The 25,007-nt window shown below is 67.3% G+C and carries 20 protein-coding genes; 10 read left to right on the top strand and 10 right to left on the bottom strand.

What is annotated here, in order from left to right; translation table 11 throughout:
* The first annotated feature begins 115 nt into the window (after positions 1–115).
* Positions 116–2,407, top strand: a complete 2,292-nt coding sequence (locus MA09_RS12825) for an ATP-binding protein (RefSeq protein ID WP_036249019.1) — start codon at positions 116–118, stop codon at positions 2,405–2,407.
* 1 nt (position 2,408) lies between these two features.
* On the opposite strand, the gene MA09_RS12820 is transcribed toward MA09_RS12825, so the two are convergent.
* The 4 genes from MA09_RS12820 to MA09_RS12805 all read right to left on the bottom strand — a co-directional run bounded on the left by MA09_RS12820 (position 2,409) and on the right by MA09_RS12805 (position 5,657).
* Positions 2,409–2,678, bottom strand: coding sequence for a hypothetical protein (locus tag MA09_RS12820; protein WP_036249016.1), 270 nt, complete (start codon positions 2,676–2,678; stop codon positions 2,409–2,411).
* A 23-nt stretch (positions 2,679–2,701) separates the two neighbouring features.
* Entirely contained in the window at positions 2,702–3,499 is a 798-nt protein-coding gene (locus MA09_RS12815; protein ID WP_036249014.1) for a hypothetical protein, read from the bottom strand.
* Positions 3,500–3,570: 71 nt separating this feature from the next.
* Complete coding sequence (locus tag MA09_RS12810; protein ID WP_036249012.1) at positions 3,571–4,329, bottom strand: NAD-dependent deacylase; 759 nt, start codon at positions 4,327–4,329, stop codon at positions 3,571–3,573.
* A 17-nt stretch (positions 4,330–4,346) separates the two neighbouring features.
* The gene (locus tag MA09_RS12805) at positions 4,347–5,657 is read right to left on the bottom strand and encodes a sodium:proton antiporter (protein WP_152594646.1); all 1,311 of its coding nucleotides are present in this window, start codon (positions 5,655–5,657) and stop codon (positions 4,347–4,349) included.
* Between the two features lie 223 nt (positions 5,658–5,880).
* Between MA09_RS12805 and MA09_RS12800 the strand changes: the two genes are divergently transcribed.
* Entirely contained in the window at positions 5,881–7,269 is a 1,389-nt protein-coding gene (locus MA09_RS12800; protein ID WP_152594667.1) for a GntP family permease, read from the top strand.
* 15 nt (positions 7,270–7,284) lie between these two features.
* Here MA09_RS12800 and MA09_RS12795 read toward each other — a convergent pair whose 3' ends face one another.
* From MA09_RS12795 to MA09_RS12775, 5 genes are all read right to left on the bottom strand, one after another.
* On the bottom strand, positions 7,285–8,952 hold the full coding sequence (locus MA09_RS12795; RefSeq protein ID WP_161783219.1) for a hypothetical protein: 1,668 nt from the start codon (positions 8,950–8,952) through the stop codon (positions 7,285–7,287).
* A gap of 37 nt (positions 8,953–8,989) precedes the next feature.
* On the bottom strand, positions 8,990–10,432 hold the full coding sequence (locus MA09_RS12790; RefSeq protein ID WP_051933408.1) for a glycosyltransferase family 2 protein: 1,443 nt from the start codon (positions 10,430–10,432) through the stop codon (positions 8,990–8,992).
* Positions 10,429–11,487: a HEAT repeat domain-containing protein gene (locus MA09_RS12785; protein ID WP_036249005.1), complete on the bottom strand. Its 1,059-nt coding sequence runs from the start codon at positions 11,485–11,487 to the stop codon at positions 10,429–10,431. Before MA09_RS12785 ends, MA09_RS12790 begins: the two co-directional genes overlap by 4 nt.
* Complete coding sequence (locus tag MA09_RS12780) at positions 11,484–11,876, bottom strand: response regulator transcription factor (protein WP_036249004.1); 393 nt, start codon at positions 11,874–11,876, stop codon at positions 11,484–11,486. The genes MA09_RS12785 and MA09_RS12780 overlap by 4 nt, the downstream gene beginning before the upstream one ends.
* A gap of 95 nt (positions 11,877–11,971) precedes the next feature.
* Complete coding sequence (locus MA09_RS12775; RefSeq protein ID WP_036249003.1) at positions 11,972–12,184, bottom strand: DUF3820 family protein; 213 nt, start codon at positions 12,182–12,184, stop codon at positions 11,972–11,974.
* A 74-nt stretch (positions 12,185–12,258) separates the two neighbouring features.
* Between MA09_RS12775 and MA09_RS12770 the strand changes: the two genes are divergently transcribed.
* A complete protein-coding gene (locus MA09_RS12770) occupies positions 12,259–12,678 on the top strand; it encodes a DUF1810 domain-containing protein (protein ID WP_036249001.1) in 420 nt (139 codons plus the stop codon).
* A gap of 191 nt (positions 12,679–12,869) precedes the next feature.
* A complete protein-coding gene (locus tag MA09_RS12765) occupies positions 12,870–14,528 on the top strand; it encodes a PKD domain-containing protein (RefSeq protein ID WP_152594644.1) in 1,659 nt (552 codons plus the stop codon).
* 72 nt (positions 14,529–14,600) lie between these two features.
* Here the strand turns inward: MA09_RS12765 and MA09_RS12760 are convergent, their stop codons facing one another.
* Complete coding sequence (locus MA09_RS12760) at positions 14,601–15,596, bottom strand: ATP-binding protein (RefSeq protein ID WP_051933407.1); 996 nt, start codon at positions 15,594–15,596, stop codon at positions 14,601–14,603.
* Positions 15,597–15,781: 185 nt separating this feature from the next.
* On the opposite strand from MA09_RS12760, the gene MA09_RS12755 reads away from it, so the two are divergent.
* The 6 genes from MA09_RS12755 (at position 15,782) to MA09_RS12730 (ending at position 24,926) form a co-directional block, all read left to right on the top strand.
* The gene (locus MA09_RS12755; protein ID WP_036248999.1) at positions 15,782–17,335 is read left to right on the top strand and encodes an NYN domain-containing protein; all 1,554 of its coding nucleotides are present in this window, start codon (positions 15,782–15,784) and stop codon (positions 17,333–17,335) included.
* A 236-nt stretch (positions 17,336–17,571) separates the two neighbouring features.
* The gene (locus MA09_RS12750) at positions 17,572–18,012 is read left to right on the top strand and encodes a hypothetical protein (RefSeq protein ID WP_036248998.1); all 441 of its coding nucleotides are present in this window, start codon (positions 17,572–17,574) and stop codon (positions 18,010–18,012) included.
* 141 nt (positions 18,013–18,153) lie between these two features.
* Positions 18,154–19,623, top strand: coding sequence for a sodium:solute symporter (locus MA09_RS12745; RefSeq protein WP_036248996.1), 1,470 nt, complete (start codon positions 18,154–18,156; stop codon positions 19,621–19,623).
* Between the two features lie 28 nt (positions 19,624–19,651).
* The gene (sppA, locus tag MA09_RS12740; RefSeq protein ID WP_036248994.1) at positions 19,652–21,508 is read left to right on the top strand and encodes a signal peptide peptidase SppA; all 1,857 of its coding nucleotides are present in this window, start codon (positions 19,652–19,654) and stop codon (positions 21,506–21,508) included.
* A gap of 308 nt (positions 21,509–21,816) precedes the next feature.
* Positions 21,817–22,686 carry a lysozyme inhibitor LprI family protein gene (locus MA09_RS12735; protein ID WP_051933406.1) on the top strand — a complete coding sequence of 290 codons (870 nt, stop codon included), beginning with the start codon at positions 21,817–21,819 and terminating at the stop codon, positions 22,684–22,686.
* Between the two features lie 101 nt (positions 22,687–22,787).
* A complete protein-coding gene (locus MA09_RS12730) occupies positions 22,788–24,926 on the top strand; it encodes a S46 family peptidase (protein ID WP_036248992.1) in 2,139 nt (712 codons plus the stop codon).
* Positions 24,927–25,007: the final 81 nt, after the last annotated feature.

Below are 25,007 nucleotides of genomic sequence, written 5' to 3'. Positions count from 1 at the left end.
TAGCCGTCTAGTTTACAGGAAATCCGTTTCCCCCGTGCGACGCCCACCGCCATGTTCATGGTCTGTCGAGCTGACGTATGTTACGCTGACGCAATTGTTTCAGCAACGAGCCAGCATGGATACACAAGCAACTTCCCCTAGCCGGCAGCGCAGGCGTGGCCTCGGCGCCTGGCTGGCGCTGGCTTTTTCGCTGTTGACGGTGATCCTGACCTTGCTGCTGGTCATGGTCATCGAGCAGTCCTCGACCGAACAGGTCAAGGAAAGCATCGGCCACAACCTGGGCGAGATGGCGCGCCAGACTGCTGACAAGCTCGACCGCGGCATGGCCGAGCGCTACCGCGAAGTCAGTTTGATGGCGCGCCGGCGGACGCTGCGCGATTCCGGCATTGCATTGGTGGAGCGCCGCCAGGTGCTGTCCGACATGCGCGAGACCTACGGCTACTACGACTGGATCGGCCTGACCGGCCTGGACGGCCGCGTCATCGTCGAGGCGCGCGGCCTGCTCGAGGGCGTCGACGTGTCGCAGCGCCCGTGGTTCCGCGATGCCCTCCAGGGCGTCAACGTGGGCGACGTGCACGAGGCGGTCAAGCTCGCCAAGCTGCTCCCCAGCGAGAACGGCGAGCCGCGCCGCTTCGTCGACGTCGCCTTCCCGTACACCGACCTGGCCGGCAGGACCGCCGGCGTGCTGGGCGTGCACCTGTCCTGGCAATGGGCGCGCGACGTCGAGCGTTCGATCATCGCCCCGGTCCAGGCCCGTGGACGGGTACAGGCCCTGATCGTCAGCCAGCAGGGCGTGGTCCTGCTCGGACCGAAGGGGCTGCAGGGCAAGAAGATCGCCACCGGGAGCCTGCGGCTGGCGCAGCAGAAGCGCACCGGCTACCTGGTCGAGCAGTGGCCCGACGGCGCGTCTTACCTGGTCGGCTACGGCGCTACCATCGGCCGCGGCATGTACCCCGGCCTGGGCTGGACCGTGCTGGTGCGCCAGGACGTGGAGGACGCCTACGCGCCGGTGCGCCGCCTGCGCGAGAAGGCGCTGTGGAGCGGGGCGGCGCTGGCGGTGCTGTTCTCCGTGGCCGGCGTGCTGGTGGCGCGCCGCATCACCCGCCCGCTCGGGGCGCTGGCCGAATCGGCCGAGCGCCTGGGGCGCGGCGAGGCGGTCCAGTTGGTGCCGAACGCGAAGGACTACTTCGAGGTGCAGGCGCTGTCGACCACGCTGAACCAGCTGGTGACCGACCTGGTGCGGCAGCGCGGCGAACTGCGCGACCTGAATGCCACGCTGGAGCAGCGGGTCGAGGAACGCACCCGCGAGCTGGAGCGGGCGCTGGCCTCGGTGCGGGCCAACGAGCAGCGCATCAATGCCATCGTGGAAGCGGCCCAGGATGCCTTCATCGCGGTCGACCAGCGCGGCATGATCCTCGACTGGAACAGCGCGGCCGAGCGCATGTTCGGCTGGCGCCGCCACGAGGCGGTGGGCTGGCCGCTGTCGGAACTGGTGCTGCCGGAGCGCTACCGTGCCAGCCTGGGCCAGGCCCTGCACGCCTTCCGCCAGACCGGCCATCTGTCCATGCTCGACCAGCGCCTGGAGCGCGCAGTCATGGACCGCCAGGGCCGCGAATTCACGATCGAGATGACGGCCGGCCTGGCCGGCCAGGGCGAGGATGCCTTCTTCAGCGTGTTCCTGCACGATATCTCGGAGCGCAAGCGGGTCGAGCAGATGAAGAACGAATTCGTCTCGACCGTCTCGCACGAACTGCGCACGCCGCTGACCTCGATCCAGGCCTCGCTGGCGATGCTGGCCGACGGCATGGCGGGCGAGCTGCCGCCGGACGCCTTGCGCTTGACTGCCATCGCCAGCCAGAGCAGCGAACGGCTGGTGCGCATGGTGAACGACCTGCTCGACATCCAGAAGATCGAAGCCGGCCATATGCACTTCGAACGTTCGCCGCAGCCGCTGCTGCCGGTGGCCGAGCGCGCCCTGGCGGCGATGGAAGGTCATGCGCAGAAGGCCGGCGTGCGCTTGCTGCACGACTGGGATACGGGCGCCGCGCATATCGCGGCCAGCATCGACGCGGACCGCATGGAGCAGGTGCTGACCAATCTGCTGTCGAACGCCATCAAGTTCACCCCGGCGGGCAAGGCCGTCACCCTGGGCCTGGCGCAGGGGCCGGGCAAGGCCCGCCTGTCCGTCGCAGACGAGGGACCCGGCATTGCGCCGGAATTCCAGCAGCGCCTGTTCCAGCGCTTCGCCCAGGCCGACGGGGCCGACTCGCGCACGCGCGGCGGCACCGGCCTGGGGCTGGCGATCAGCAAGGCCATCATCGAAGAGCATGGCGGCACGATCGGGTTCGACACCGCCCCGGAGCGCGGTACGCGCTTCGTGGTCGAACTGCCCCTGGCGAGCGCCTGAGCTAGCGGCTGGACAGGACCTCGCCAGCGACCTGGCTTCGGGTGCATGGGCCGAGGTAGGCGGCGCCCATCGCCAGCGCGTAGCGCAGCGCCATCGCATCGGGCCCTGCGGCGAGCATCGCCGTCGGGGCGGCGAAACCGGCCAAGCCGGTCAACGCGACCAGGATGAACATTTGGACACGTGGGAAGCCCTCGCGCAGCAGGCGGGCACGCATGCGCAGGATCGCCGTGGCGCGCGCGACGGCAGGCAGACGGACGGGGACGTTTTGCATCACATTCCGCATCACATTCCGTATCACATTCCTTTCGCTAAGGGTCGATAGTAGCTGCGGTCGATGAAGCTGACGACATCGAGCGGTCCCGAGAACGCGATGCTGCTGTCGTCCGCGATGCGGCCCGGATCGCTGAACAGCACCCTGCAGCGGCCTTCGGTGGCGTCGGCAACCGCCTTGCCGTCCACCAGGATCGCGCCGCTGTCGTCGTGGAAGCAGGCCTTGATGCCGTCGTAGGGCTGGCGCTTGACGGTCTTCAGGTAGAGATGCGAGTGGCCCGAGATTTTCCCCTGTACTGCGGCGATCTGCGCCCGGGCACGGCGAACGTCGGCGTAGGCCATGCGCCGGCTGTCCGGCACGCGCAGCGTCCACCAGACGCCCAGCCAGGGCCTGGAGGTGCCGCCGACCACGAGTTCGGCATCCTCGTCGTAGGCGTCCTGGATCGCGGGCAGCGAAAAGTAGGCGCCGCGGCGCATCGGCACCGTTGCCCGAACCGACTTGCCGTGCACGGTAATGGTCCGTTCGGGCGGCACATGTGCGTCGCGCTCGGTCTCCCGCATTCCGGAGTAAGAGAGGCGATACCACAGGTCCACCAGGTGCGACTCGGGCGGCATGTGCTGGTGCAGTTCGTATTGCACGCCGAGGAAGAAGCGGTAGGACAGTGCGGCGGTGTCGCGGGAGGCGGTCGTCACCACCACATGGCCTGCCGGCCCGTCCTGCGTTTGGTTGCGGGCAGCAGCCTGCTTCCGATCGACCGAGTGGGCCGGGGAGGCGCATCCACCCAGGGAGGCGGCAAGGACGGCAAGGTGGAGCAGGCGCATGAGCAGGAGCTTTCCGGTAGGGGCGACGCCTCGACTCTACTGGTAAAACGCACCTGAAATTTCACCGAAACTCACGCCCGGCCGATCAGGGCAGGCAGGATGTGCGCGGCACTCCCCCTCAGGTTCCATGTGCATGCACGATCCAGCTCGCTGGCCGCCGGGTTGACCTGGACGACCGGGCATCCCGCCCGGCGCGCCACGTCGGGAAGCTGGGCAACCGGATAGACGGTTCCCGAGGTGCCGACGACGATCAGGAGATCGCTGGATGTGCACGACGCGAATGCCTGCGCGAGGATGTCTTCGGGAAGCGATTCGTTGAACCACACCACGCCGGGCCTGACCGCCCCCCCGCATGCCGGGCAGCTAGGCGGCGCCAGGCGCCGGCCGCCTTCGGGCTCCACCGGAGCGGCCGCCGGCAGGGAGAACGGGCGGGCGCAGCCGGAACAGCGGGGATGATGCAGGCTGCCGTGCAGGTGCCGCACGTCTGGGCTGCCGGCGCGCTCGTGCAGGTCGTCGACGTTCTGCGTGAACAGGTTCAGATGTCCGGCGCGGCCGGCCAGCCGGGCGATCGCGACGTGCGCCGCATTTGGCTGGGCCGCAAGCGCTCGCATGCGCCGCCACTCGTACCAGCCCCAGACCAGGGCCGGGTCGCGCCTGAAAGCGTCGGGTGTGGCAAGCGCGGCCGCATCGAAGTTCTGCCACAGGCCCGTCAATGCGTCGCGGAATGTCGGGATGCCGCTTTCGGCGGACACCCCCGCACCCGTCAGTACCGTGATCTTGCGCGCCTTCCGCAGCGCACCGATCAGGTCGGGATCGAAATCGATTGCCATCTTGGTCGTGTCATGCGCTAGCCCGGTGAGGGCGAAGACTGGTTTGGGCGCCAGAAGCGGTTCAGCAGCGGCGTGACGCTTGTTCCATGCAGGAAGATCGAGCCGATGATGACAGCGAGGGTGGCATTGACCAGGTCACGCGCGAGCGGGTCCGGCAGGCCGTGGTTGATCGCATAGGTAAGGTAGTAGATCGAGCCGATGCCGCGCACGCCGAACCAGGCGCTGATGGCGGTTGCACGTGCGCCAATGCCGGCCCCGACCATGCTGGCCAGCACACTGACCGGGCGCACGAGGAAGAACACGAACAGGGCAAAGGCCCAGAGTTTCCAGTCGAGCAGGAACCACGATGCAGCACCGCCCAGCAGCAGCACGAGGGTCAGCTCGGAAAGCCGCTCCAGGTGCTCCTTGAATACCAGGGCGCCGCCGCTGACGGTCGGGGCTTCCGGCACCACGGCAGGCGCATGGGCCTCGTCGGTCTTCGGTTCGAGCAAGCCTTCCCTGTTGGTCGGTGCCTGGATCAGGCGCAGCTCGGTCTGGCGCAGCGCCACGCCGGCGGCGAAGACAGCCAGGAAGCCGTAGGTATGGATGGACAGGGCGATCCCGTAGGAGAGGGCGATCAGTCCCAGTCCGAGCAGGTCATCCAGCACTTCATGCTTCGCGAAGCGCTTGTGCACAGCCCCCCCGGCCCAGGCCAGCAGCGCCCCGCAGGCCGCGCCGACGCCAAGCCCGCCAAGGGTAGCCCAGGCCACGTCGACCAACAGCCAGCGCGATCCCATGGCGCCCAGTTCGTGCAGGCCGAGCAGCCCCAGGCCGAGCATGATGAATGGGAACGCACTGCCATCGTTCAGCCCGGCCTCGCAGGTCAGCGTAAAGCGCAAGGGATCGTTGTCACCTGCGTGCCGGACCTGGACGTCGGTGGCGAGGACCGGATCGGTCGGCGCCAGGACCGCGCCCAGCAGGATTGCCGCACCGACCGGCAGGCCCAGCACCAGCCAGCCGAATCCGGCGATCAGGGAAACCGAGAGGAACATCGCCAGCCAGGCAAGCCGGATCGCGGGCATCCAGCGCTTCAGCGAAAACGGTACGGGCATCTTGATGCCCGCGGAGAACAGCGAAATGAGCACGGCGACTTCGGCGATCGGTTCGAGCACCTTGGCTTCGCGTAGTGGATCGAAGGCGAACAGGCCGAGCGCCAGGGGGCCCAGCAGCAGCCCGATGGCAAGGTAGATCATTGCGGACGTGAATGGCAGCCTGGCGATCGTCTGGCCCCACAGGCCGCGCACGAGCATGAGGCCGCCGAGCAGCATGAACCACTGATAGTTTTCCAATTCGCGCTCCGGAAGATGGTGACTGGCCCGAGCTCGCAAGCGGAGCGGCAGGCGAGGTTGATTCTATCGATAAGGACGAAGTCCTTGCGTTGAGTCGCGCACGTAAGGACTCATTTTCGATAAATCGTCATCCCGCTCGAGGACCCTGTTCCGTAAGGGCAGCGTCGGTGCAGCTCGGCTATACTGGGCGAGGGGGCGTTGCCCACATTCCAGGGAGGCCATGTTGGATGTCGTGATCGTACTCGCTGCACTGTCCTTGCTCATGCTGGCCGCGTACCGCGGCTATAGCGTGATCCTGTTCGCCCCGCTGTGCGCGCTGCTCGGGGTGCTGCTCACCGATCCGGACGCGGTGCTGCCGATGTTCAGCGGCGTGTTCATGGAAAAGCTGGTCGCCTTCGTCAAGCTGTATTTCCCCGTTTTCGTGCTGGGGGCGATCTTCGGCAAGGTGATCGAGCTATCCGGGTTTTCCCGGGCCATCGTCGGCGCGGTGATCGGCCTGGTGGGAAGACAGCGCGCCATTCTGTCGATCGTGCTGGTGTGTGCGCTGCTCACCTATGGCGGAGTTTCCCTGTTCGTGGTCGTGTTCGCCGTCTACCCGTTTGCAGCGGAAATGTTCAAGCAGGGCGACATCCCGAAGCGGCTGATCCCGGCGACGATCGCACTGGGCGCCTTTACCTTCACCATGGCGGCCATGCCCGGTTCGCCCCAGATCCAGAACATCATCCCGACGGGCTTCTTCGGGACCACCACCTGGGCCGCGCCTTTCCTCGGCCTGCTGGGATCGGCCTTCATCGCGACCGTCGGCATCTTCTACCTGGAAGTCCGGCGGCGCCGGGCCGCGGCGGCGGGGGAAGGTTACGGCAGCGGCCACCGCAACGAGCCCGAGGCGCTGGACAGCGCCGGACTGCCGCATCCCCTGCTGGCGGTCTCGCCCCTGTTCGTGGTCGGCGCGCTGAACTGGCTGTTCACCCAGCTCATCCCGCAATACTTCGGCAGCGCCGTCACGATCGACGTTTCCGGCACGCCGCTGACCGTCCAGGTGACGCCCCTGGTCGCGATCTGGGCCGTCGAGGGGGCGTTGTTTTGCGGAATTCTTTGGGTACTGCTGTTCGCATTCAGGCAAGTGGCGGCCCGCTTTGCGGAAGGCTCCACCAGCGCCGTCGGCGGTGCACTGCTGGCTTCACTGAATACGGCTTCCGAATACGGGTTCGGCGCGGTGATCGCGGCGCTGCCGGGATTCACGGCCATTACCGGTTTGCTCAAGAGTATTCCGAATCCGCTGCTCAACGAAGCGGTCAGCGTCAGCGTATTGGCGGGGGTTACCGGTTCCGCCTCCGGCGGCATGAGCATTGCGCTGGCAGCGCTGTCCGATACCTTCATCGCCGCCGCGAATGACGCCGGCATTCCGCTCGAAGTGCTGCACCGCATCGCCTCGATGGCCAGCGGCGGCATGGACACGCTGCCGCACAATGGCGCCGTCATCACCCTGCTGGCCGTGACCGGACTGACACACAAGGAATCCTACCGCGACATCTTCGTGGTGTCGGTCCTGATCGCCACTTCGGCCGTCCTGCTGGCGATCGGCGCCTATTACCTGTTTGGCCTGGTCTGAGCCAGGCGCCGCGACTCAGCGGATTTCGTGCAGGGCGATGCCGGCGAAACCCGGCCAGGCGCCGAAATCGGCCTCCAGGCGGGGCAGCAGCGCGCGCAGCGCGTCCTTGTCCTTGTGGAAGGTGGTGGCGGAACCGTCGATGCGGCGGGTGTCCACCAGTCTGTAGGGCGCGGCACGCGGATGCGCCATTGGCTGGCGCAGCAATACCAGCACCTGCTGGTCCTCGACCGTGAACAGCAGCATGTCGCCCGCGCCGCCGTCCTGGGTGCGGAGGTAGCGGCGCTGGGTTTCAAGCGGCAGCGGGCCCGCCTCCAGTGCGATGCGCACGCGCTTGCCGTTGGTCGCCCCCCAGTCGAGGAAGGGAACGGCAAAGCGGAGGATCTGGCCCGGATCGGTGCGGTAGTCCATCACCGAGACCGCGTCCGCATGGCGCGCCAGGGCGTCCAGCACCTCCTGCCTGCCGCCCCACCAGAAGGGTACGACGAATTCGAGCGGCATGTCGCCCGCCGCCTCGCGCAGCGCCGCCAGGGTGGCCACGTATTCCCCGTCCAGGCGTGCGGCCGGCAGCACGTGCTCGGGCAGCAGGTAGGGTTCGATGTCGAACTGGATGCCCCGCAAGCGCGCCGCCGGCTCGGCCGCGGCATTGTAGGCGGCGTAGGCGCGCGCGCGCGCGGCGGTGGCGGCGCGTTCAAGCGGCAGCACCATGTGCGGGTCGCCTTCCACCGCGCTGATGCCGATGCCGCGCCGGCGCGCGTGGCGGACAAACGCCGCCAGGGCGTCCGGGTCCTTGACCCGGCCTTCTTCGAGCTGCACCACGATGAACAGTTCGCCGAGGCGTTCGCGCACGGCCCAGTCGAGCAGCTCGTCGCCGCGTTCGAGCCACGCGCTGCGGTCCCAGATCCAGGTCGAGCGCGGCGCGACGACTGGCACATCCGGTTCGAGCGTGAGCGCGTCGAGCGCCAGGGTGCCGCCGGCGGCCGGGCAGGCCAGCGCGAAGTGGCGCCAGTTGGTCCGGTCGAGACCGGCCGGTAGAAGCAGGGACGCAGTGCCGGCGCCCGCGGAAATCTGGCCCATCCCGAGGGCGGATTCGCGCGCGGCCTGGGCCGCGTCCGCTGCCTGCCACGCGAACCTTCCCTTGCCGGAATAGGTGGCCTTCAGGCTCGCACGCAGGCGCGGGATGGTCCAGGGGCCGGTGAGCAGGACGCCGGCCGGGCGTGCGCCGGCGCGGCAGTCGATGCGCAGGCGGCCCCGGTCCAGGCGCGCCTGCACGCGCTCTTCGACACCGTAGGGGCGCACCTGCATCGCGGCCAGCAGGTTGGTGCGCAGCGGCATCGGCTCGGGCGCCGCGGGTTCGTTGCCGCCGCCGTCCGGCACCAGGGTCTGCTCGCTGACGGCGAAGCGCCCGTCCTTGTCGTCGCCCTGCAGCAGGATGGTGGTGGTCGGTGTTGCCGTCGGCCCCAGCACATGCAGGGCCTCGACCTGGGCAGCCCCCAGGTCCAGCGAGCGGCAGCCGGGCAGCGTGGCCGCGCCGGTGACGACGAAGCGCAGTTCCTTGCCTCCGGGCCCCAGGGCCTTGGCGGAAAGGGCGCCGCCAGGTGCCGACGCCGCGGGACAGAGGTGCAGGAAGGCGGCGTGGGCGGGAGCGCTCATCGACAACAGGAAAAGTAGGGCAAGCCGTGACATGGCGTTCAGTGTAGCCGCGATGGGAAGGTACCTGCGCTCATTTGCCGGCCGGGGTCTGGCCGTCCTGGCTTTGCCAAGACCCCTTGCGCTTCATGGTGCCCCAGCTCGACTCCTTCTGCATCGCCCAGCGCCACAGCCCGGTCAGGCGCCAGACGGTATTGAGCTGGCGGTAGCCGAAATTCTCCAGGATCACCACCAATCCGAGCATCAGGAGCTGCTTGCCGCGCGGGTAGATGTGGAAGGACATCTCTTCCAGCAGCAGGCCGGAGGCCGACAGCAGGATGCCCATGCCGATGGCGACGAACAGGAAGGCGCCGAAGGCCTCCCAGGAGATCATCCCCGTGAAGAAGGCCCAGGTCATGAAGACATAGCCGCCCAGTTCCACGAGGGGCCCGAGCCACTCGAACAGCAGCATGAAGGGGAAGGCCACCCAGCCCGGCACGCCGCCGTTGCGCGAGAAAGGCAGGCCCCAGTTGGCGTTCAGGCTCTCGGCCAGCCCGCGCTGCCAGCGGATGCGCTGGTTCTTCAGCGTGCGGTAGTCCTCGGGCGCCTCGGTCCAGCACACCGGGTCCGGGACGAACTCGATGCGGTAGGGCTGGCGTTTCTCCCGCAGCAGGCGGTGCATGCGCACCACCAGTTCCATGTCCTCGCCGATGGTGTCGCGCCGGTAGCCGCCCGCCAGCACCACGGCGTCCTTGCGGAACACGCCGAAGGCGCCGGAGATGATCAGCATGCCGTTCATCGACGACCAGCCGAGCCGCCCGAACAGGAAGGCGCGCAGGTATTCGACCACCTGGAACAGGGCCCAGATGTTCTTCGGCAGGCCGACGCTGGTGAGGAAACCGCCGCTGACCGTGCAGCCGTTGGCCACCCGCACCGTGCCCCCGGCCGCCACCACGGTCGGGTCGCGCAGGAAAGGCTCGGTAACCTTGGCAAGGCTGTCGCGCTGCAGGATCGAATCGGCGTCGACCCCGCACACCAGCGGATAGCGTGACACGTTGATGGCGGCATTGAGGGAATCCGCCTTGCCGCCGTTGACCTTGTCGATCACGCGTACGTTCGGGTAGCGCGTGGAGCGAAAGATGCCGCGCACCTCGGCGGTCGGGATCTGGCGCCTGTAGGCCTCGGGGAAGGGCAGCAGGGCGAACTCGCGCTTGAGCACGTCGAGCGTGCCGTCCTTCGAGCCGTCGTTGACCACGATGATTTCGAACTCGGCGTAGGTGAGCTGCAGCATCGAGCGGATCGAGGCGGCGATGGTCGCTTCCTCGTTATAGGCCGGCACCAGGATGCTCACCGGCGGCTCCAGGCCGGAATAGGCGCGCGGCAGGTCGGCGATGAACAGTTCCTGGCCCTTGATGCGCAGCGCGCGCAGGGCGATCGCGTTCAGCAGCAGGTAGCCGCCGTTGAGCGCGATGAAGTAGCAGAACACGAACCAGGTGATGAAGTCGGTCAGCAGCCGTCCCCAGTGAAGCTCGTTCATGCTTCCTCCTCGGCCAGCACCTGGTCCAGCATGTCGAGCGCGAAGCGGTCGCTGAGCGAGGCGCGCACCGCCTCCAGGTCGGCGCGCGACAGCAGCGGCAGTTCGCGCAGCGCCTGTGCCGCGCGGTAGCGTACCCACCATTGCGGGTCGCCCAGCAGCGCGGTCAAGCGGGCGGCGTCGCCGCGCTGGCCCACCCGGCCCAGGGCGCGTGCCGCCTGCACCCGCACCTGCCAGTCTTCGTGGCCGAGCAGGGCGCGGACGTCTTCCAGCGTCTCGGGCGTGAGCACCCCGCGCAGCGCGGCGATCACCACCGCGCTGGACGGGCTGCGCAGGGCATCTGCCAGCACCCCGGCCGGCAAGCTCACCCGCAAGGATTCGGCGATGCGCAGCGCACGCGGCAGGCGCTCCTCCGCCAGTTGCGGCAGGATACGCGCCAGCACTTGCGCCACCGGACTGCTGGCCTGTTGCAGGATGCCGGCCACGTGCGACAGCGCCCAGTCGTCGCGCTCGATGAACAGCGGCGTCAGGTAGTCGGCCGCCGCCTCTGGATCGACCCGCACCAGGGCCCACAGCGCGGTGAGGGACAGCACGCTGTCGGGGGCGCTGGCCAGCGGTAGCAGCGCGGGCCAGGCGGCGCGGTCGCGCAGGTGCCCCAGCACCAGGGCGGCCAGCAGGCGTTCGTCGCGGGCGCCGCGCGCCAGCATGCCGCGTGCAAGCCGGTCCACGCCGAGCCGGCGCGCCACGTCGTTCAGGGCTTCGCCGGCCTCGCCGCGCAGCGAACCCTGCAGGTGCGCCCACAGGTGCAGGAAGGGCAGGCGTTCGCTTTTCCGCAGGGGCGGCAGTTCCGGTTCCTCACCGACGATGGCCTGGTTCAGCAGCGGGCGCCAGCGGGCGACGGCGCGCGCCGCGCGCCGCTCGCGCCGGCGCAGTCCCATTCGCAGCAGCACGATCTGCAGGGCCAGCAGCAGGGTCAGGATGAGCGCGACCGTCCCGGTCCAGACGGCGGCGGTGACGAAAGGGTCGCTGGCGCCTGCAGGCAGGGCGCTCGGGATCATGGTCCCGTCTTCAGGAAACGGCGTACCCGCGCCAGCAGTTCGTTCGGCTGGAAGGGCTTGATGACGAAATCGTTGGCGCCGGCATCGAGGGCGCGCACGGTGTCGCGTTCGGTATTCTTGGCAGTGAGCATCAGGATCGGTACGCCGGCCCAGTCGCTGCGTTCGCGCGCGAGCTGCACCAGCTCGAACCCGTCCACGTAGGGCAGCATGACGTCGAGCAGCACCAGGCCGGGCCGCTCGCTGGCGTTGCGGATGTGCTCGCTCGCGACGCGGCCGTCGGCCAGGTGGACGACGCGGTAAGCCTGGCGCTCGAGCATGAAGCGCAGGACCTGGGCGATGTGCTCGTCGTCCTCGACGACCAGTACAAGGGGAGCGTGTTCGTTTTCCATCGAATTCGGGAGAGACTGTTTGGCGGCCAGTATAGCCGACAAGCATGCCTGCGGCGCCCCACGCTGTTGCGCAGGATGGGCGGCGGGCCTGGCGCTCAGCGGGTCCGAAGCGGGTCGAGCAGGCTGCGCAGGTTGTTATGGTCGAGTTCGTACATCAGGGCCAGCAGCTGGCCCAGTTCGCCGCGCGGGAAACCTTCGCGCGCGAACCAGCCCAGGTAATGGCCCGGCAGGTCGGCGATCTTGCTGCCCTTGTATTTTCCGTACGGCATATCACGCACGAGTAGTAGAGAGAAGTGATGGGTGTCCATTGGCGCGTCCTATGGAACGCACTTTAGCAAATAATCTCAAAGTTGTAGCATTAGTCCGACCAGGAGGATGAAAAATGGACAATGAATTTGACCTGGAACGATTCGTCCAGGCCCAGGAGCCGGTGTACGCCACGGTGCTCGCCGAACTGCGCGCCGGCCGCAAGCGCAGCCATTGGATGTGGTTCATCTTCCCCCAGATCGCCGGGCTCGGCAGCAGCGAGATGGCGCAGCGCTATGCGATCGCATCGGCCGATGAAGCGGCGGCTTACCTGGCGCATCCGGTGCTGGGCGCGCGCCTGCGCGAGTGCGCGGGCAGCGTGGCTAGCCGTGAGGGCCTGTCGGCCGAAGAGATATTCGGCCACCCCGACGATCTCAAGTTCCACTCGTCGATGACCCTGTTCGCCGATGTTGCGCCGGACGAAGCGGTCTTCCAGGACTGCATCGACAAGTACTTCGATGGCGAGCCGGATGAGGCAACACTGGCGCGCTTGTAAACGCTTCTCATGAACGCAGGCATCGCCTAGCTGAAAGCTCTGTTCAATGCGCAATCCATTTTGATAGCGGAGTCCGTTCGCGTCGTCGTACCCGTCGTCCGCGTTTGCGGTAGTTCGTCCTGTTCGCTCTGGCAGGGCCCTACATTGGTCCTGCCTCATGCAGGCGCATGAGCACTCTACCGGAGACAGACATGCGAACTTTCTCGATCGGGCGGTTTTCCATGATGACAGGCATGGTGGCGATGGCGACGGCGGTGGCCACCGCGAATGCCAGCGATGGCGTCGGCAGCGGCAATGCGACAGCCAGGCCAGGGGAGCAGGAGCAGCACAAAGCCGGCAGCCAGGGCAAGGACGTCTATGGCATCGTCAATCTTTCAGGAGGAACCGTCGGCTACTTCGCCGACATCAATGCGCGCGGCCAGGCCGTGTTCGAATACGAAGGACTCGATGGCCTGTTGAAGGTGGGCTACTTCGACGGTAGGCGCGTGATCGATATTTCGCCGCCGAACAGCGGATCGGTCCGCTTTGGCGGCCTGAATGAACAGGGCGAAGTCGCCCTCTCGGCGAGCATCATCGAACCCGCTGCGCCCCGGGGCGGCCCGTTACGGCCGTTCCGCTGGTCGGCGTCGCGCGGCCTGGTTCCCTTGCCGAGCCTGAGCAGCGAAGGTTCCACCTTCGTCACGGCCATCAACAACCGCTCGGAGATCATCGGACATTCCGCCCTCTCGGCCGAGAGGGGCACGAACCGGGCCGTGCGCTGGACGGCCACCAACCGCCTGATCCCGCTGCCTGCCCCCGCAGGCATCGACCAGAGCTTTGCCAGCGACATCAACGACCACAACGTCACGGTCGGGTCGGGAGACCGGGCGAGCGGGGAGCCGAATCTGCTGGCCTGGGATGCCGCAGGCCGGATGATGCACCTCGGCGCCTTCGGCAAGCGCTTCGCATTCGCTTCATACAACAACAACCGCGGGGAGGTCGCCGGGATGCTCGACGTTCACACCCGGAATCGCAGCGCATTCCTGTGGAGTCCGGGCAAAGGCGCAGTACGTATCGGCGCAGGCACCGTCGCGCACCAGCTGAACGAGCTCGGCGAGGTGGTGGGCCGCAGGGATGGCGACAACGCCAATGGCACACCCCGCGCCTTCCTGTTTTCCCGGGCGCGCGGACTGGTGGACCTGCACCCGCGCGGGCTTGACGCATCCGAAGCCGACGACCTCAACGATCATGGCGTGGTCGTCGGGGTGGGATATCGCGCCTCGGGCGAACGCATCGCGTATCGCTGGACGCGTGGCGGCGCGGCCGACCTGAATACGCGCCTGCTCGACCCGCCGGCGGGCCTGGTGCTGACCTCGGGGCTCGCCGTATCGAACAACGGCGACATCATTGCCGATTCCAATGCCGGGGTGCTGCTCCTGCGGGCCAATGGCGGCGGGACCGATGCGCCGGTGCTGGGGCCGATCCGGCACGCCGACCCGCGCCTCGACCAGCCGCTCGGGATCACGCTGTCCTTCCGCGACCGCAACGTGGGCGACACCCATACCGCTACGGTCGACTGGGGCGACGGCAGCGGTCCGCAGGCGGTGCCGGTGCGCGAATACCGGGGCAAGGGCGAAGTGCGCGCCAGCCACACCTACAAGGCTAGCGGCGACTACAACATCATCGTCCGCGTCAGGGATTCGACCGGCAGGGCCACCCAGCTGTTCGAGCGGATCACGGTCCTCGAGCTCGGGGCGCCGGGCGTCCAGGGCCAGGGCGCGGTCTCCTCTGGCGCAGACGCGCGTCGGCAGTTGCAGGCGCGCGCGCCGGCGGAGCGGCTGCGCCACAGGCCGACGCAGATGTTCCGGTAGGGAAGGGCAAGAGGCGGGGGGGGCGGGCCCGGCTTTCCGGTGCCGCAAGCGCGACGGGAGAGTTGGGACGGCCTAGGCAGTGGCCAGGATCGCCTCGAGCCGCTCCATGTCGACAGGCTTGACCAGGTGGTGGTCGAAGCCGGCGGCCATGATCTGCTGGCGCTCGCCGTCCTGGCCATAACCGGTGACGGCCACCAGCAGGGCGCCCGCCGTGGCCGGATCGGCGCGCAGCCGGCGCGCCAGCTGCTTGCCGTCCATTTCCGGCAGGCCGATGTCGAGCAAGCAGACCTGCGGCGCCGACCTGCGCGCACGATCGAGGGCGGCCAGGGCCCCATGCTCGACCAGCGCCTCGTGGCCGGCCGCCTCCAGCACCATCGAGAGGGTCACGGCCGCGTCGACATTGTCGTCCACGACCAGGACCCGCAGCGGCGCCGCCGTGCTGGCGACCTCGGCAGTGACAGGGAAGTCGGACGCCGTCCCCGCTGCGCTGTCCGGGCCCAGGCAGGGCAGGCACACGGAGAAGGTGCTGCCCAGGCCCTCGCCCGGGCTCGAGCACGCGACCGAACCGTCGTGCAGTTCGACCAGGCTCTTGACCAGCGCCAGCCCCAGCCCGAGGCCGCCCATCGCGCGGTCGACACTGCGCTCGGCCTGGGCGAACAGATCGAACACGCGCCCGGTCAGCTCCGGAGCCATCCCGATGCCGTTGTCGATCACCTCGATGCACGCGTGCCCGTTGTCCGCACGACCGTGCACGGCCAGTCGCCCACCTTCCGGCGTGTACTTGGCGGCATTGTTGAGCAGGTTGGCGACCACCTGCACCAGCCGTTTCTTGTCGCCCATGACCATGGCCGCGCCTTGCGGCAGCGCCAACGACAGGTCGTGACGGCGGGCGCGCGCCAGCGGCGTCACCTGTTCGGCCGCATCCCGCAGTACCTCGCGCTTGCGGCGCGAAGCCTTGAGGAAGGCGTCGTTCACAGCCAGCACGACGGCATCCGGTGTGGGCGAGAGCAGGTAGGCACCGCTGGGCGAGCTGTTGAACGCTGACTCGAAGACGGCTGGCGCAGGCATGGGTCGATTCCGGGTCAGGGAGTGGAGGAGCCGGGATGATATAAGCGAAGGTATCTGAAAAGCAGCATTGTGAAATGAATCGTGTTCGACTATCGCTCCTGGGTAAGCGCGCGCCACGCCTTCATCGGGCGGGTTGCGTATAATCGCGGTCAGTTTGTCCTACTATTATCTGAAAGCAATACTTCATGGCTTCCTCCGACAACATCAGCATGGCGGTGTTCTGCGACTTCGAAAACGTCGCGCTCGGCGTGCGTGACGCCAACTACGAAAAATTCGACATCAAGCCCGTGCTGGAACGCCTGCTGCTCAAGGGCAGCATCGTGGTCAAGAAAGCCTATTGCGATTGGGACCGCTACAAGACCTTCAAGGCCCCGATGCACGAAGCGAACTTCGAGCTGATCGAAATCCCGCACGTGCGCCAGTCGGGCAAGAATTCGGCCGACATCCGGCTCGTGGTCGACGCGCTCGACCTGTGCTATACGAAGTCGCACGTCGACACCTTCGTGATCATCTCGGGCGACTCCGATTTCTCGCCGCTGGTGTCGAAGCTGCGCGAGAACGCCAAGCGCGTGATCGGCGTGGGCGTCAAGCAGTCCACCTCGGACTTGCTGGTGGCGAACTGCGACGAATTCATCTTCTACGACGACCTGGTGCGTGAAGTGCGGCGCGCCGCCGCCCAGCGCAAGGAAGAACTCGATGCGCGCCGCGGCCAGCCTTCGGCACGCCGCCCGAGCAACGACAAGCGCCGCGAAGAACTGGAAGCGCGCAAGGCGCAGGCGCTCGAGATGGTCGTCGAGACCTTCGATGCGCTCGTATCCGAGCGCGGCGACACCGGCAAGATCTGGGCCTCGCTGCTGAAGGACACCCTGAAGCGCCGCCGCCCGGACTTCTCCGAGACCTTCTACGGCTTCCGCACCTTCGGCAACCTGCTGGAAGAAGCCCAGGCGCGCGGCCTGTTCGATTTCGGCCGCGACGAGAAATCCGGCACCTATGTCTACCGCAGCGCCGCTGCGCCGGTCGCGATGCCGGCGCCGGAGCTGGTCGTGGTACCGGAGACCCAGGCCGCCGAGGACAGCGCAGCCGTCGAGCAGGCAGGCGAGGAAATCGCAGCGCAAGAGGCCAAGGCGGAGCCGCGCCGGCGCGGACGGGGCGGACGCGGTGGAAGAGGCCGCGACCTGCCGCCCGCCGTGCCCGAGCTGACCGCAGTGGACGCTGCCCTGGCGGCCGAGCTGCCTCCGGCACCGGACGCCACCGAAGAGACAGCACCGGAAGCGCCTGTCGAGCAGGAAGCCGCAGTGCCGCCGGCGGAGCCGGCAGCCGCAGCGCCGGCCCCGGAAGCCTCCGCGGAGCCGGCGCCGGCGCCTGCCAAGGAACGCCGCCGCGCGCCGCGCAAGCCGGCCGCGAAGAAGGCAGCGCAAGAGGCGCCGATCGCCGTCGACCCGGGCCCGGAAGCGCAGCCCGCGCCGACGGTGGCGCTCGACAGCGCAGCGGATGCCGTCATGGATGCCGCGCAGGTGACCAGTGATGCAACGCTGGCCGACGCCGACGCCGACGCCGACGCCGACGCCGACGCCGACGCCGACGCCGACGCCGACGCCGACGCCGACGCCGACGCCGACGCCGACGCCAAGCCGGCACGCCAGAAGTCTGCCCGCCCGGCCCACAAGGCGCCGGCCCGCAAGGCCGCTCCACGCGGCCGCCGTCCAGCCAAGCCGAAAACCACGCCGGAGAATGGCTGAGGTGGGTAGGGAGGCCGGCTGCGCCGACCGCGCGTTCACGTCACGCAGGAACGGACCCATCGGCTCAGCAACTTCTGCTTGAACGCGCGCTCGGCAAGCCGAGCACCCTACGGCCGAGAGTCGGTGGAGCGGCGCGTGCGCCGTGTGCGCGCCGCCGCTGCAATAATGGCGTCGTCCGCATGCGCGGGCCTGCCGCGGCGTCCGCCCGGCTGTCGCAACGTGGGAAGGAGCCTGCCATGCGTGTGCCTGCCGCAGTGTTCACTGGGGCCGTATTGTTGTCTGCCTTGATTTCCGTGCCGTCCGGTGCGCAGGCCGCGCCCCCGGCCGACCATCCCATCCTCGGCATCTGGAAACTCAGCCTGCCCGACCTCGGCTGCTCGGAAACCTACCGCTTCCGCGCCGACGGCACCACTCTCGTCACCAGCGCCGAGGAAGTGTCGGAAAGCGAATACCAGATTCCCGCCAAGCCCAGCGCCAAGGGCTTCTATCGTCTGGAAGACCGTGTCGTCAAGGACAACGGCAAGAAGGACTGCGCGGGCGCCATCATGAAGCCGGGGACGAAGGCCACCAACTACATCCGCTTCCATCCCTCGGGAGCGCTGTTCCTGATGTGCGCCGACGAGTCGATGAATACCTGCATCGGGCCGTTCGAGCGGGTGCAGGGCGAGGAAGCGTAAGGACGCGGGGGCGGGGAAAACCAGCCTGCCAGGCATAACCACCAGGCATGGCAGGGCAAGCTTGCGGCATTCCGGCTTGGTTCCCGGTGGCATCGCTTAGGTGTATATTGCTGGGCGAAACGACAACCCCACTGGAATTCCATGTCCCCGGCACTCCTTTTCGCAATCCTCATCGGCTACTTCGCGCTCCTGCTCGGCGTGGCCTGGGCCACCTCCCGCAACGCCAACAACGACAGCTTCTTTATCGGCAACAAGAGCAGCAACTGGATGCTGGTCGCCTTCGGGATGGTCGGCACCACGCTGTCCGGCGTGACTTTTGTGAGCGTGCCGGGCGCGGTCGGCGCCGACGCCTTTGGCTATGCCCAGATCCTGATCGGCTACGTGATCGGCTACATCGCCGTGGCTTACCTGCTACTGCCGCTGTACTACCGCCTGCAGCTGACTTCGATCTACCACTACCTCGACGTCCGCATCGGCCGGCGCGCTTACCAGAGCGGGGCGGGTTTCTTTATCGTTTCGCGCCTGCTCGGCGCCACCGCGCGCCTGTACCTGGTGGTGAACATCCTGCAGGCGATCATCCTCGACAGCCTCGGCGTACCGTTCTGGCTCAGCACTCTCGTCGTGCTTGGCATGATCCTGCTCTATACCTACAAGGGCGGCGTGAAGACCATCGTCTGGACCGACACCCTGCAGACCAGCGCCATGCTGTTCGGCCTGTTCGCCTGCGTCTGGATCCTGCTGGGCGAACTGAACATGTCGGTGCCGGAAAGCCTGAACCAGATGCAGTCGCAAGGTCTGGCCAGGATCTTCACGCACGACCTGGATAGCCCCAACTTCTGGCTCAAGCAGATCGTCGCCGGCGCCCTGATCACGATCACGATGACCGGCATGGACCAGGAAATGATGCAGAAGACGATTTCCGTCAAGACGCTCAAGGATTCGCAGAAGAACCTCCTGACCCTGACCGCCGTGCTGGTGGTCGTGCTCATGAGCTTCCTGTTCCTGGGCGGCCTGCTGTACCTGTACGCGCCGACCGTCGGTGTGAGCGCCACCGGCGACAAGATCTTCCCGGCCGTGGTCATGGGCCACCTCCCGGCCACGGTACAGATCATCTTCCTGATCGCCCTGATCTCGGCGCTGTTCCCGAGCGCGGACGGCGCCATCACGGCGCTGACCTCCTCGTTCTGCATCGACATCCTCGGCATCAAGCGCCGCACCGACCTGAGCGAAGAAGCCAAGGAAGGACTGCGCCGCCGCGTGCACCTGGGCTTCGCCGGGCTGTTCCTGCTGCTGGTGATGGGCTTCAAGCTGGCCGACAACCCGAGCATGATCGTGGTCATCCTCAAGCTGGCTGCCTATACCTACGGTCCGCTGCTGGGCCTGTTCGCCTTCGGCATGCTCACGCGCCGGACGCTGACCGATCGCCTGGTGCCGTATATTACGATTGGCGCGCCGATCCTTTGCGCGCTCCTTGAGTACAATCAGGAACACCTGCTCGGTTCCTACCGCTTGGGACTGGAATTGCTCATGGTAAATGGCATACTCGTGTTTGCCGGCCTGTTCGCCATCTCCCAGAAGGAGAAGGCGAGTACGGCCGCGGTGACGGCTTAATGATGTATTGACTGGAGACGGAGTTCCGATGGCTTTCAAACCCCTGAGTGCGCTGCGCCGCGCCTTCGGCATGCTGTGGCACGCGGTCGACGTGTCGCGCCGCACCTTCATGAACCTGTTGTTCCTGCTGTTCGTGATCCTCGTCGTGATGATCACGACCTCCGGCGGCGTCAAGCCGATCGGCGAGAAGACCGCCCTGGTGCTGGAACTGAAGGGCGACCTGGTCGAGCAGTACCAGTCGAGCTTCCAGGACACCGTGCTCGACTCGGTCGGCGGCGACAGCAAGCGCAGCGTGCGCCTGCGCGACCTGCTGCGCGTGCTGGATACCGCAAGCAAGGACAAGAACATCGGCACCGTGGTGCTGCTGCTCGACCAGATGGACGGCGGCGGCCTGGCCCAGCTGCGCGAGATCGGGGCCGCCATCGACCGCGTCAAGGCGTCCGGCAAGCGGGTGGTGGCCTGGGGCGGCACCTATGACCAGAAGCGCTACCTGGTGGCGTCGCATGCCGACGAAGTCTATGTGCACCCGATGGGCATGGTGCTGATCGAAGGCTTCGGCGGGCGCCGCAATTATTATCGCGACGCCCTCGACAAGCTGGGCGTGACCGTCAACCTGATCAAGGTCGGCACCTACAAGAGCTTCGCCGAACCCTACATCGCCAACGGCCCGTCCGAGGCGGCGCAAGAGGCGGACGCCTTCCTCTACAGCGCCTTGTGGCAGGACTACACGGCCCAGGTCGAGAAGAACCGCAAGCTCCCCGCAGGCAGCGTGGCAAGATGGGTCGAGACCCTGCCGCAGCAGATGGAGGCGGCCGGCGGCAGCGCGGCCCGGGTGGCCCTGGGAGCCAAGCTGGTGGACGGCCTCAAGACCCGCGACGAGATCCGCGACATGCTGGCCAAGCGCGGCGCCTGGGACGAGCGCATCAAGTCCTTCCGCCAGGTCGGCTACCAGGACTACCTGGCGCGCCACGAGCCCAGGCCCTTCGGCGACGCCGTGGGCGTGATCACCGCTTCGGGCAACATCACCGAAGGCACGAGCGGTCCGGGCGTGGTCGGCGGCATCACGGTCGCCAACCTGATCCGCCAGGCGCGGGAGGACGAGCAGGTCAAGGCCGTGGTGCTGCGGGTCGACTCGCCTGGCGGCAGCGCCTACGGCTCGGAACTGATCCGGCGCGAGCTGGAACTGACGCGCGCCGCCGGCAAGCCGGTGGTGGTGTCGATGGGCAGCGTGGCGGCATCGGGCGGCTACTGGATCTCGATGGCGGCCGACGAGGTGATCGCCGACCCGGCCACCATCACCGGCTCGATCGGCGTGTTCACCATCCTGCCGACCGCCGAGAAGGTGAGCGACAAGCTGGGCATCCATACCGGCGGCTATACCACGACCTGGCTGGCGGATGCCTACAATCCGCTGCGCCCGATCGACCCGCGCTTCAGCTCCCTGGTACAGAGCAGCATCAACCACGTGTACAGCGAGTTCACGACCAAGGCCGCGCAAGCACGCAAGACCACCGCGGCGAAGATCGACGAAGTGGGGCAGGGCCGTGTCTGGACCGGCGCCCAGGCCAAGGAACGCGGCCTGGTCGACCGCCTGGGCGGCTACCGCGACGCGCTGGCCTCGGCCGCCAAGCGCGCCAAGCTGGGCGAGGACTACCGCGTCGCCTATATCGAGCGTCCGGTCAGCCGCATCGAGCGCTTCCTGAACATGATGGGCGCCTCGACCGCGCAGGCCGTCAACATCCAGGTCAAGCTCGGCTTGATGGAAGAGGTGCTCCCTGGCGGCCCGGTAGCTCAGGTGGCGCAGGACATGGCCTTTTTGAAGGAAGTCGCCGACGGCCGCAAGCCCTTCGCTGCGGTGACGCATTGCATGTGCGACTCGCCATGAACGCGTCGATCGCGCTGGGATTTGTAGCGGCTTTGTAACCGGCTGCAAGGACAAACAGACGGGTGCGGAAGCTGTTCCGCACCCGTTTTCCGTTTGCCCTTGTCCGTCCACTGCCCGGCTGACTGCGCGATCACGCGGACATCGGTGTAAATCGGTGCGAAGACCGTTCGAGACAGGTAACAGCATCGCGCACGCAATGCAGCGTACGAAACATATCGGGGCGCGCTCGGCGCATCGGCGTGGTGCCGGACCCACGCAACCGGGGTATCATGGACGCTCAGCGAAACAGACCACCATCGGGAGATCCCATGCTGTGCGGTTCGACCCCGGCCCGCCGGTACAATGCCTTGAAGTCGACCGCCCTGGCCGCGGCGTTCGTGTTGGCCGCCGGTGCGGCCGGCGCGGCGGCGCCAGCGGATACCCAGCGCACCGCCTGGGTACTGGCTTACGAAGGACAATCCAGCAACAGCTTCGTCTGGGACCGCCGTGCGAAGAGCCTGGTTGCATCGCGCGTTCCCGCGACCCTGTCGGGTGAGGTGCTGCGCGGTATCGGGGGGCCGCCGGACCCGGTGCTCGTCACGCAACGCCGCTACCTGGCCGTTTCCGGATGCGTTGCGCATTCCTGCCCCGACAAGGGATTCTTCTGGATCGACGCCGGCACGGGCATCGGCCTGGGCGCCTATTACTCGGGTGGCGAATTGCGGCTCGGTTCCAACGCCATGCAGGCGAGCCGGATACCGGCACCGGCGCAATTGGCGGTGACTGCCTGGTTGCGCGAACTTGAAATCAACCCGGTCTCGGTCCAGTTCGTGTCGCGCACGGGAAAGACGACGTCGCTGCCCGCCGCGCATTTCACGCCAGCCGGGCACTTCCGGCCATCGTCCACGGGCCCCTCTTTCGATTGCCGCAAGGCGTCCACGCGGATGGAGAAGGCGGTGTGTGCCAATGCCTCGTTGTCGATGCAGGACCTGGAGCTGGGGATGCTGGTCAAGCAGGTGCGCCATGGGCACGCGACCGTTGGCGCCCGCGACGAACTGCGCGCACTGCAGCGCCGGTGGCTGCAGGAGCGTGACGCGCGCTGCATCCCGTCGACCGACCTGGAGGCCTGCCTGGCCTCGCAGTATCGCGCCCAGTACGAACGGATCGGTAACTGGGTGCCGAGCGGGCGCCCGATGTAACAGCGCGCCAACGAAGCCTGTCATTACGCCAAAAAACGACCTCGTGCATATGTAACAAAGCTATACTGTCGGGTGCATTTTTATTCACCCGGGGTCTCATCTTGTTCAAATCGTTTGTCCTGCCCGTTGCCTTGATGGGCGCCGCGAGCCTCGCGGTCGCCGATGAAGGCCAATGGCAACCGCACCAGCTGCCGCAACTCAAATCCGAACTCAAGCGCATCGGCATCGCCATGCCGGCCGAGAAACTGGCCGACCTGACCAAGCATCCGATGAGCGCCATCGTCTCGCTGGGCGGCTGCTCGGCCTCCTTCGTGTCGCCCGAGGGCCTGGTGGTCACCAACCACCACTGCGCCTACGGCGCCATCCAGCGCAACTCGACCCCGGAAAAGAACTACATCGTCAATGGCTTCCTGGCCAAGGACCGCGCCGAGGAACTGCCGGGCGGCCCGAACACCCTGGTGTACGTGACCGAGAAGGTCGAGAACGTCACCGAGCGCGTGCTGAAGGGCTTGAGCTCCACGATGTCGGGCCGCGAGCGTCACGAACTGGTGGCGTCGCGCATCAAGTCGCTGGTGGCCGAATGCGAGACCGACAAATCGGTTCGCTGCTCGGTGCCGGCCTTCCATCGCGGCCTCGAGTACTACCGCATCAAGCAGCTGATGATCCGCGACGTGCGCCTGGTGTATGCGCCGTCCGACCGCATCGGCAACTTCGGCGGGGACATCGACAACTACGAATGGCCGCGCCAGACCGGCGACTACGCTTTCCTGCGCGCCTACGTCGGCAAGGACGGTCGCCCAGCGGATCCCTCGCCGGACAACGTGCCCTACAAGTCGAAGGACTTCCTGGTCGTCTCCGCCGAAGGCCTGAAGAACGGCGATCCGATCCTGCTGGCCGGCTACCCGGGCCGCACCAGCCGCTACAAGCTGCCGAGCGAGATCCGCTTCGCGCGCGACGTCGACTTCCCGGCCAAGGTGGCCAGCATCACCGCCGACCTGTCGGTGATCTCGGCCGCCACCATGGGCAACCCGGCCTGGGACGTGCGCTATGCGAGCGTGGCCAAGAGCCTGAACAACGTGTTGAAGAAGACCCAGGGCCTGCTGGACGGCTTTGCGCGCAAGGACATCGCCGCGATCAAGGACGTGCAGGATGCCGAGTTCCGCGCCTGGCACAAGCAGAACGGCAAGGGCGCCAAGGGTCTGCTGGGCGAGCTGGATGGCGTGATCGCCCAGGACATGGCGGCCTCGCGCCAGGAAGCCGCCTGGCTCGAGGCGACCCACAGCGACCTGCTCAAGAGCGCACGCACCCTGTACCGCCTGGCGCTGGAGCGCCAGAAGCCGGACGCGCAGCGTGAAGCCGGCTACCAGGAGCGCGACCTGTCCTTCATCAAGGCACGCTTGACCCGCCTCGAGCAGTCCTTCGTGTCCCAGGTCGACGAAGCCCGCTGGGGCGCCGCGCTGGCGCGCTATGCCCGCATCGACACGAAAGTGCGCCCGCAGGGCCTGGACGGCCTGCTGCCGCCGCCGAACGCGCTGAACGCGATGTACAAGGGCACCGAACTGGCCGATACCGCCAAGCGCCTGGCCTGGATCGGCAAGGATGCGGACGCCTTCCGCAAGTCGAACGATCCCTTCATCCAGCTGGCCGTACGCCTGCACGAGACCGGCATGACGCTGGAGAACCGCCGCAACGAGATCGACGGCAACCTGGAACGCGTGATCCCGCAGTACATGGCGGCCGTCATCGCCTGGAAGAAGTCGCAGGGCAAGCCGGTCTACCCGGACGCCAACTCGACGCTGCGCGTGACCTACGGCACCGTGTCGCCGTACTCCCCGCGCGACGGCCTGGTGAAAGGTCCGTTCACGACCGTGGAAGGCATCGTCGAAAAGGCGACCAACAAGGACCCGTTCATCGCGCCGGCGGCGCTGCTCGACGCGATCAAGGGCAAGCGCTACGGTGAGTTCAAGGACCCGGTGCTGGGCACCGTGCCGGTGAACTTCCTGTCGAGCGCCGATACCACGGGCGGCAACTCGGGTTCCGCGGTGATGAACAAGCACGGCGAACTGGTGGGCCTGAATTTCGATTCGACCTATGAATCGATCACCAAGGACTGGTACTTCGACACCGGGATCACGCGCGCGATCCACGTCGACATCCGCTACATGCTGTGGGTGATGAAGGAAGTCGACCGCGCCGACAACCTGCTGAAGGAAATGACGGTCAAGTATCCGAAGAAATAATCAGCGTGGAAGTGCAATGAACAGCGCCGGGATGTCCCGGCGCTTTTTTTTGTGCTGCGGTGCCGGGCGCCGGGACGACTG

This window comes from Massilia sp. BSC265, assembly GCF_000740675.1.
In the GTDB taxonomy this organism is placed as follows: Bacteria; Pseudomonadota; Gammaproteobacteria; order Burkholderiales; family Burkholderiaceae_D; genus Telluria.
This window is presented reverse-complemented; position numbering and strand designations above follow the sequence as displayed.